Origin of the sequence: Nonomuraea sp. NPDC049695, assembly GCF_040674955.1 — a bacterium.
GTDB lineage: Bacteria > Actinomycetota > Actinomycetes > Streptosporangiales > Streptosporangiaceae > Nonomuraea > Nonomuraea helvata.
Genome location: NZ_JBFANV010000180.1, coordinates 1 through 7487, shown reverse-complemented (window position 1 = coordinate 7487; position 7487 = coordinate 1). Strand labels below are relative to the sequence as shown.

The 7487-nt window shown below is 68.1% G+C and carries 7 protein-coding genes; 6 read left to right on the top strand and 1 reads right to left on the bottom strand.

Annotated features, from left to right (window positions below; all coding sequences use genetic code 11):
• Positions 1-558: 558 nt before the first annotated feature.
• From AB0J64_RS56310 to AB0J64_RS56285, 6 genes are all read left to right on the top strand, one after another.
• Positions 559-1668 (top strand): hypothetical protein, encoded by a 1110-nt coding sequence (locus tag AB0J64_RS56310; RefSeq protein WP_364046738.1) that lies wholly within the window; start codon positions 559-561, stop codon positions 1666-1668.
• Between the two features lie 78 nt (positions 1669-1746).
• Entirely contained in the window at positions 1747-2595 is an 849-nt protein-coding gene (locus AB0J64_RS56305; protein ID WP_364046735.1) for an SGNH/GDSL hydrolase family protein, read from the top strand.
• 105 nt (positions 2596-2700) lie between these two features.
• Positions 2701-3543, top strand: a complete 843-nt coding sequence (locus tag AB0J64_RS56300; protein WP_364046732.1) for a helix-turn-helix domain-containing protein — start codon at positions 2701-2703, stop codon at positions 3541-3543.
• A 74-nt stretch (positions 3544-3617) separates the two neighbouring features.
• The gene (locus AB0J64_RS56295; RefSeq protein ID WP_364046729.1) at positions 3618-4229 is read left to right on the top strand and encodes a dihydrofolate reductase family protein; all 612 of its coding nucleotides are present in this window, start codon (positions 3618-3620) and stop codon (positions 4227-4229) included.
• 74 nt (positions 4230-4303) lie between these two features.
• Positions 4304-4813 (top strand): pyridoxamine 5'-phosphate oxidase family protein, encoded by a 510-nt coding sequence (locus AB0J64_RS56290; protein WP_364046726.1) that lies wholly within the window; start codon positions 4304-4306, stop codon positions 4811-4813.
• Positions 4814-5057: 244 nt separating this feature from the next.
• The gene (locus AB0J64_RS56285; RefSeq protein WP_364046723.1) at positions 5058-6641 is read left to right on the top strand and encodes an ABC-F family ATP-binding cassette domain-containing protein; all 1584 of its coding nucleotides are present in this window, start codon (positions 5058-5060) and stop codon (positions 6639-6641) included.
• A gap of 184 nt (positions 6642-6825) precedes the next feature.
• On the opposite strand, the gene AB0J64_RS56280 is transcribed toward AB0J64_RS56285, so the two are convergent.
• Entirely contained in the window at positions 6826-7191 is a 366-nt protein-coding gene (locus tag AB0J64_RS56280; RefSeq protein WP_364046741.1) for a DUF4189 domain-containing protein, read from the bottom strand.
• Positions 7192-7487 lie beyond the last annotated feature (296 nt).

Below are 7487 nucleotides of genomic sequence, written 5' to 3'. Positions count from 1 at the left end.
ACAGCCCGATGGGTCCAGGGCATGGGGACGCACCTGCGGCACCGCGACGCCGAACTGTCCGAAGAACGAGCGCGACTGCTGGCCAGGCGGGAGGAACTGCTGCGACTGCCCACCTCGCCCCCGACAAACCCCTTCTGAAATTTTCATCGGATACGACCCGCGTGAGCGGATGACACGGTGGCCTTGACCACCGTCACTTACCCCGCCGCGCAAGCGAACCATTCCGGTACGGGAACCACGTTCGACCAAGGCAACGCGTTGAACCCGGATGAAATATCACCGCACCAGCCCCTCGATGAGGCCATGCCCGGTAAGAAGGCCTTCGATCGGCAGGGACCGGAGAGCTGACACCGGAATTGACAGGGCTCGGCGTCGTCATATTTGCTCGGTGGCATCACCGCTATCCCTCAATGGCGCCCACGAAGGGATGACTCCGTTGAATGTTAGCGATAACAGTTTTGGCCGGCAGCCATGACAGCAGTCACCACCACGGCGCCATGCCGACCCGAGGGACGCCGCCGTCGGTCCGCCCGAATCGTCGCTGCGCTCGCCGTCCTGATGGCCGGCGCCGGGGTCGGTGTCGTGCTCGGCCCGCCCCCGGCGTCCGCCGCCGCTTGCGGAGAGGGCACCTTCCAGTCCCAGGTGACGGTCAGCGGTAGCACCTGGACCGCCCGCAACAGCGCCGGCAGCAGTGTCTACACCGGCACCGACTTCCGGGCGGCGGTCCAGGCCGGCATCGGCAGTCTCACGGCCGGGCGCACCTCGACCCAGCGGGTCGTCGTGCGCGGCAACGGCACGATGAGCGCCGGCAGTCGGATCTCGCTGCCGAGCTACACCTCCCTGTCGGTCTGCGGCACGATCAACGTGACAGGCTCCGGCTCCGGCGACTACGCGCCGATCTATTCCCGCGGCACCACGAACATCGAGATTCCCTACCTCAACGTCACCGGCACCCCGATCTACGGCATCTTCCTGCGCAACGTCACGAACGTCTGGCTCGGCCAGATCGACATGCGGCTCGGCGCGGGCCTCGGCGTGCGCATCGACAACCGCGGCGACACCAGTCAGTGGACCCGCAACGTACGGGTCGACAATGTGTACGTACAAGGAGCCAGTTCGCACGCGATGGAGACCTACGGCGTCGACGGTCTCACCGTCGGCACTGTGACAGCACGCAACGTCGGTGAGTCCGGTCTGCTGCTCAACCAGACCATCAACGCGACGGTCGGCACCGTCGACGCCGACAACGCCGGCGCCGGCACCGGGTACGCAGCCTTCCGCATGGCCAACCGCAACGGCCGGGTCGGCAGCGCCTACCCGAACAACATTCGGGTAGGCACCGTCAAGGCACGCGGCGGCGGCCGGGGCATCTTCTGCGTCTCGGAGAGCGGCGGCGCCACCATCGATCGAGTCGACATCGCCAATACCGGCAACAACTCGGTCCTGGTGGAGAACTGCTACAACGTCGTCATCGCCGGAGTGTCGGGCACGATCAGCGGCGGCGGCGAGGTCCGCATCGCGGCCCGTACGGAGTTCGCTCCGTCGTCAGGCATCAGATTCCAGAATCTGACGGTCACCAACACCGCCATCAGGTGGAGCCCTTGCACCGGCAGCAACAACACGATCAGCAACGTGACCCGTGTCAACTCGACGCTGTCCTGGTGCTGACCCAGCCGCGCCCGCAGTCCGCCGTCTGCTGCGACTGCCGGCGCGGTCCTTTCGCCATTGGGGTGACAGGAGAAACCCATGCGTAAGGTCCTCTTATCGATCGTCTCTGCCCTGGTGACATCCCTGTCGCTGATCGCCCCGAACCCCGCCTCGGCCACGGTGATCGGAGCAACCGGGTGCAACGCCCGGGTCGCCAACGCGGCCGCAACCGCGGCCGTGGCAACGACCACCGTCTGGATGGCCGGGGACTCGACCATGGCCAACCCCAGTGCCACCTGCCCCGTGGGCTGGGCCACCGAATTCGACTCGCTGTTCCACAGCAACATCGTGGTCAACAACCTCGCCGTCGCCGGGCGCAGCATCCAGACCTGGCTCTACGAGGGGAACGTGACCTCCACGATCGGCTCGAACGGCGAGTGCGTCCTCAGCTCCACCACCTACTCGTCCCGATGGCAGCAGATGCTCACCGACATGAAGGCCGGTGACTACCTGTTCATCCAGTTCGGCATCAACGACGGCTCGACGACCTGCCCGCGCCACGTCGGCACCGCGCGGTACCAGGCCCTGATGACGATGATGGCGCAGGCGGCGCTGGCTCGCGGCGCCCACCCGGTCCTGCTCACCGCCGTCGCGGCCATCACCTGCTCGGGCAGCACCGCGGTCAAGAACCGCGGCTTCGTCTCCCAGACCATCGCTGCCGGCGCCGCCACCGGCTCACCGGTCATCGACCTGCAGACCCTCAGCGTCGACTACTACAACTCCCTGGGCCTGTGCCCCAACAACGGCGATTACACCTCCGGGCCGGTCGGACAGTTCTTCTGCAACGACCACACCCATTTCGAGGCGTACGGCGCGCGGCGGATCGCCCGGCTGGTCACCGGCGCCCTGCGAACGCAGAACATCCCGCTCGCCGGATCCCTGCTGTAACACCTGCCGACTGGGACTCGGTCTCCTACACCTCGGGGGTCCGGCACTGCCTCAGATCGCTGGTGAGGGTTCGGGTGAGTGAGTCTCGTCGGCCACACTGAATTCATGGAATACGTCGGCCGGGTGCCCGCCCCGCCGCTCGACTGGTTCATCGACGACATCTACTGCCTGACCGGAGTGCCGCGCCACCGCCGGATGAACGTCCCGCCGATGCCGTCGGCACACCTGTTCATCAACCTGGGCGGACCCGTCCGCCTGTGGGATTCCGACCCTTCGGTGCCGCCGGCGGTGTTCGTCGATGGGTGGTTCATGGGGGTATGGACCAGGCGTTTCCTCTTCGAGCACCCCACACCGGTGCGGCTCGTCGGGGTGCACTTCAAGCCCTGGGGGATTTCGCCGTTCGCCGACATGCCGGCGAACGAGCTGCGGAACCGATGGGTGCCGGTCGACGCCGTCTGGCAACGGTCTTTGGACCGGATTCGCAACCAAGTCGGCGACATCGCATCGCCCACCGAGACACTGCGGGTCTTGGAGGCGGAACTGCGATCGCGACTTGCCGAGGCACCGTCGCGCGGTCTCGATCTGGTCCGGCACATAGGCGGGCGTTTGGAGAGTTCCTACGGCATGGTCCCGGTCGGTGCGCTGGCCGATACCGCCGGGGTGAGTGGCAATCATCTGGCCACGCTGTTCAAGTCTCATGTCGGGGTCACCCCGAAGCGGGTGGCGCGGATCTACCGCTTTGCGCAGCTGATCGTGTCCGTGGACGCCCTGCGCCCGGTCGATTGGGCGGAGCTCGCTCATACGGCGGGCTACTTCGATCAGGCTCACCTCAGCAGGGAGTTCAAGGACTTCACCGGACACACCCCGACGGAATACCTGGCCCTGCGGCGCCGATTCCCCGCCGAGCGGGGCTTTCCGCCGGACAGCGGTCCGATGCCCGCTGATTGATTTTTTACAAGCCCGGACTCTCGGGGGGACGACAAGATCGGAGGCGAATGCGCAAGCAGACTCGAGGAGAACCTGTGGGCACGGTGATCATGCACAGCGTGGTGTCGGTGGACGGCTTCATCGCCGATGACAACGACGACGTCGGGCCACTGCACGATTGGTACTTCAGCGGGGACACCCCGATCTTCGAGGGTGGCGACCAGCAGTACGATCATTCCGGAGTGGGAAGCGGCTTCAAGATCTCACGGGCATCGGCGGAGTACGTCCGGTCGATGTGGGAGTCGATCGGCGCCATCGTGATGGGCCGCCACCTGTTCGACCTGGTGAACGGCTGGGAGGGTCATCCGCCTGCGGGCGACCACGTGGTCGTTGTGTCCCACCGTCCCAAGCCCGAGGGCTGGCACCCCGAGGCCTCGTACCATTTCGTCGATGACGTGACGGCTGCGATCGACCAGGCCCGGAAGCTCTGCGGGGAGCGAACCATCAGTGTGAACGCCGGCGAGGTGGGCAGCCAGATCCTGGCGGCCGGCCTCGTGGACGAGGTGGCGATGGACGTGGTGCCGGTGGTGTTCGGGTCGGGCAAACGCTACTTCGGCAGCATCGATGGGCAGCACCTGCTGGAGGATCCCCACGTGGTCATCCAGGGCGACCGGGTCCTGCACCTGAGGTTCAAGGTGCGCCGCTAGGGTGCCGGAGGTACCCCGATGAGCATCCAGTCTCCGCCGGCCGTGCACCTGCGCTGCCGCATCGTCAAGGACGCGTGATCGCATTGGACGACCTCGACGCGCATGCCCGCGAACTCATCGACGCCAACCTGTACCTGACGCTCGGCACCGCCGACGCCGAGGGCCGGCCGTGGGTCTCTCCCGTGTACTTCGCGACGGCCGACCACACTGAGTTCTACTGGGTATCCGCCCGCGACGCCGCCCACTCGCGCAACATCAGGCAGCGTCCCCAGGTGAGCATGGTCATCTTCGACTCGCAGGTACCGGCCTACCACGGCCGTGCGGTCTACCTTTCGGCGACGGCCGCAGAGCTCGCCGGTCGCGACCTCGACCGCGGCATCGGGATCTACCCCGGTCCGGTGACACGAGGGGCGAGCAGGTTGGCGCCAGACGATGTCACCGCGCCGTCGCCCTATCGCCTGTATCGCGCCACCGTCACCGAGGCATTCGTCCTCTGCCCGCGAGCACCCCGGCAACCGTGCCCGCTGCATTCGATCAACGCCGACCACCGAACACCCGTCCTCCCGTGGCGACACGCCCAGTAGCCGCCGCGGCGCCGGACGGCGACCAGGCAGCCCGGGCAGGTCCTGTCCGCGCGGCCGACGCAGAACACGTGTCCCGGGCAGGTCAGAGGCCGAATCCTGTAATTGAGCCCCACAGGTAAATGGATGGCGGACCATCACGGCCCGCCCCTACACTCGGCCTCATGTCTATGCCCCGAATTTCCTAGCCAGGACACCCGCTTCCACGCCACCCGTGTGTCCTCTAGCAAATCCGGAGTGCATTCCCATGCTCACCCTCCGTGGCGTCGGCGTACGTGCCGGCGCCCGCCTCCTGCTGTCCGGCGTCACCGCCCACGTCGCCCCCGGCGACCGCGTCGGCCTGGTCGGCCGTAACGGCGCCGGCAAAACGACCCTCATGAAGACCCTCGCGGGAGTGCTCCCGCCTGCGGCCGGCGAGATCGTCCGCACCGGCCCCGTCGGCTACCTGCCGCAGGACCCGGCCGCCGCCGACCCGGCCGTCACCGTCCTCGACCGCGTCCTGTCCGTCCGCGGCCTCGACCGGGCGGTCCGCGACCTGCGGGCCGCCGAGTCTGCCCTGGCCGAGCGCGGCGACGAGCGGAGCATGGCCCGGTACGTCCGGGTTGAGGCCGAGTTCCAGGCCCGCGGTGGGTATGCGGCTGAGGGTGAGGCCGCCCGCGTCGCCGCCGGGCTCGGCCTGCCCGACCGGGTGCTGAACCGGCCGGTGAGCGACCTGTCAGGCGGGCAGCGCCGCCGCGTGGAGCTGGCCCGGGTGCTGTTCGCCGAGCCCGGCGTCCTGCTGCTCGACGAGCCGACGAACCATCTCGACGGCGACTCCATAGCCTGGCTGCGCTCTTTCCTGGCCGGCCATTCCGGAGGCCTGGTCCTCATCACCCATGACACCGGGCTGCTGGCCGACGTGGTCAACCGCGTCTGGCACGTTGAGCACGGCGTACTGGAGGCGCGCAACACCGGCTGGCACGCTTACCTCGCCGACCGCGAGGCCGACGACCGGCGCAGGACGCGCCTGCGGGCCACCGCCGAGCGCAAGGCCGCCGCGCTGCATGCCCAGGCCGGCCGCATGCGCTCCAACGTGGCCACCGCGACGCGGGCCAGGGACATGGCCCGGCGCGCGGAACGCATGCTCGCCGAGACTCCCCCGCCCCGTGTCGCCGAGAAGGTCGCCCGCATCCGGCTGCCCGAGCCCGCGCCCAGCGGCCGCACGCCGCTCGGCGCGATCAGCCTGGCCAAGTCGTACGGCGGGCGGCCGGTGCTGGCGGGAGTGGACCTGGCCGTCGACCGGGGCAGCCGGCTCGTGGTCCTGGGGCTCAACGGCGCGGGCAAGACCACGCTGCTCAGGCTGCTGGCCGGGTATGAGCGGCCCGACTCGGGACGGGTCGTGCACGGGCACGGGCTGCGGCTGGGCTACTTCGCCCAGGAGCACGACACGCTCGACCCGGCGCACACGGTCGGGCGGCATCTGGCCGACGCCGCCCCGAACCTGAGCGACGGCGAGGCCCGGACGGTGCTGGGGTCGTTCCTGTTCAGCGGCGACGACGTGGACAAGCCCGTCAGGGTGCTGTCGGGCGGGGAGAAGACCCGGCTGGCGCTGGCCGGGCTGGTCAGCTCCCAGGCCAACGTGCTGCTGCTGGACGAGCCGACCAACAACCTCGACCCAGCCTCCAAGGCCGAGGTACTGGCGGCAGTGGCCGCGTACCGGGGCGCCGTGGTGATGGTCACGCACGACCAGGAGGCCGTCGCAGCGCTTCGGCCGGACCGGGTGCTGCTGCTGCCCGACGGGGTCGAAGACCTGTGGAACGACGGCTACGCCGATTTGATCACCCTGGCCTGATCACGCCGGCTCTCACCCGCTGCCTGCGGCACTACAACACCGCGGCATCGGGCCGCCCGCGCTCATCGACCTGCCCGGCCAACGAGTACACCGCAGAGCCATCCTCGGCGGCCTCACCAGCGAGGCCGCCCCACCACCGCCTGCATCCAGCTCAACCAACTACATAATGGTTGCCGTGCCGGCGTTAGCGCGTGGTGCACTGATAGACGATCCAGCGACCGCCGCCCGCGTTGGCTATGGCGTTCCTCTTCGCCCTGGCGGCCGTGCTCCCCCTGCCGCCCCAATAGACGTTTCTCCTGGAGTTGTAGGCGACAGCGCCACACCCGTTGACGAAGGTGACAAGGACTTTGCAGCTGGAGCGGCCGCATTCTCTCAGTGCCCGCCGTTTGGCGGCAGCCACCGTTCTGTAGTCCCAGGACCTGCCGGTACGGCCGTTCGGCGCCACAGCGATGGCGCCGTAATAGTAACGTGCTTGACTTTCGGCCGCAGTAGCCGATGTAGCCGCAACAGCTGCTACGGGAGACGCCGTAGCCAGCACCCCGCTCGCCATGAAGACGCAAGCGGCCACGGCAGTGAGCTTCTTGCCTAGCTGCATGATCTCTTCCCTTTCGTACCGTCCACGCCGACGGCAGCGTGGTTGGTGAGGAGAGTATGCAGTGTGCCGCTTGCAAACCACTGAAATCGGGAGATGCTCAACGGAGCAATGTGAAGGCCGTCAGCGGAACGGGCAGGAGTTGAGCCGCTTGCGCGCCTCGTGGACCGGCGCGACGGGGCCAGTCAGAAGACGAAACCCCCGAACCCGTAGGTTCGAGGGTTTCCGATGTCCTGAGACATCACATTCAGGTC

What these genes read in the sequence shown, in the direction of transcription:
- AB0J64_RS56310 (WP_364046738.1), top strand. Translation starts at nt 559, where the DNA reads ATGGCCGGCGCCGGGGTCGGTGTCGTGCTCGGCCCGCCCCCGGCGTCC.
- AB0J64_RS56305 (WP_364046735.1), top strand. Translation starts at nt 1,747, where the DNA reads ATGCGTAAGGTCCTCTTATCGATCGTCTCTGCCCTGGTGACATCCCTG.
- AB0J64_RS56300 (WP_364046732.1), top strand. Translation starts at nt 2,701, where the DNA reads ATGGAATACGTCGGCCGGGTGCCCGCCCCGCCGCTCGACTGGTTCATC.
- AB0J64_RS56285 (WP_364046723.1), top strand. Translation starts at nt 5,058, where the DNA reads ATGCTCACCCTCCGTGGCGTCGGCGTACGTGCCGGCGCCCGCCTCCTG.
- AB0J64_RS56280 (WP_364046741.1), bottom strand. Translation starts at nt 7,191, where the DNA reads ATGGCGAGCGGGGTGCTGGCTACGGCGTCTCCCGTAGCAGCTGTTGCG.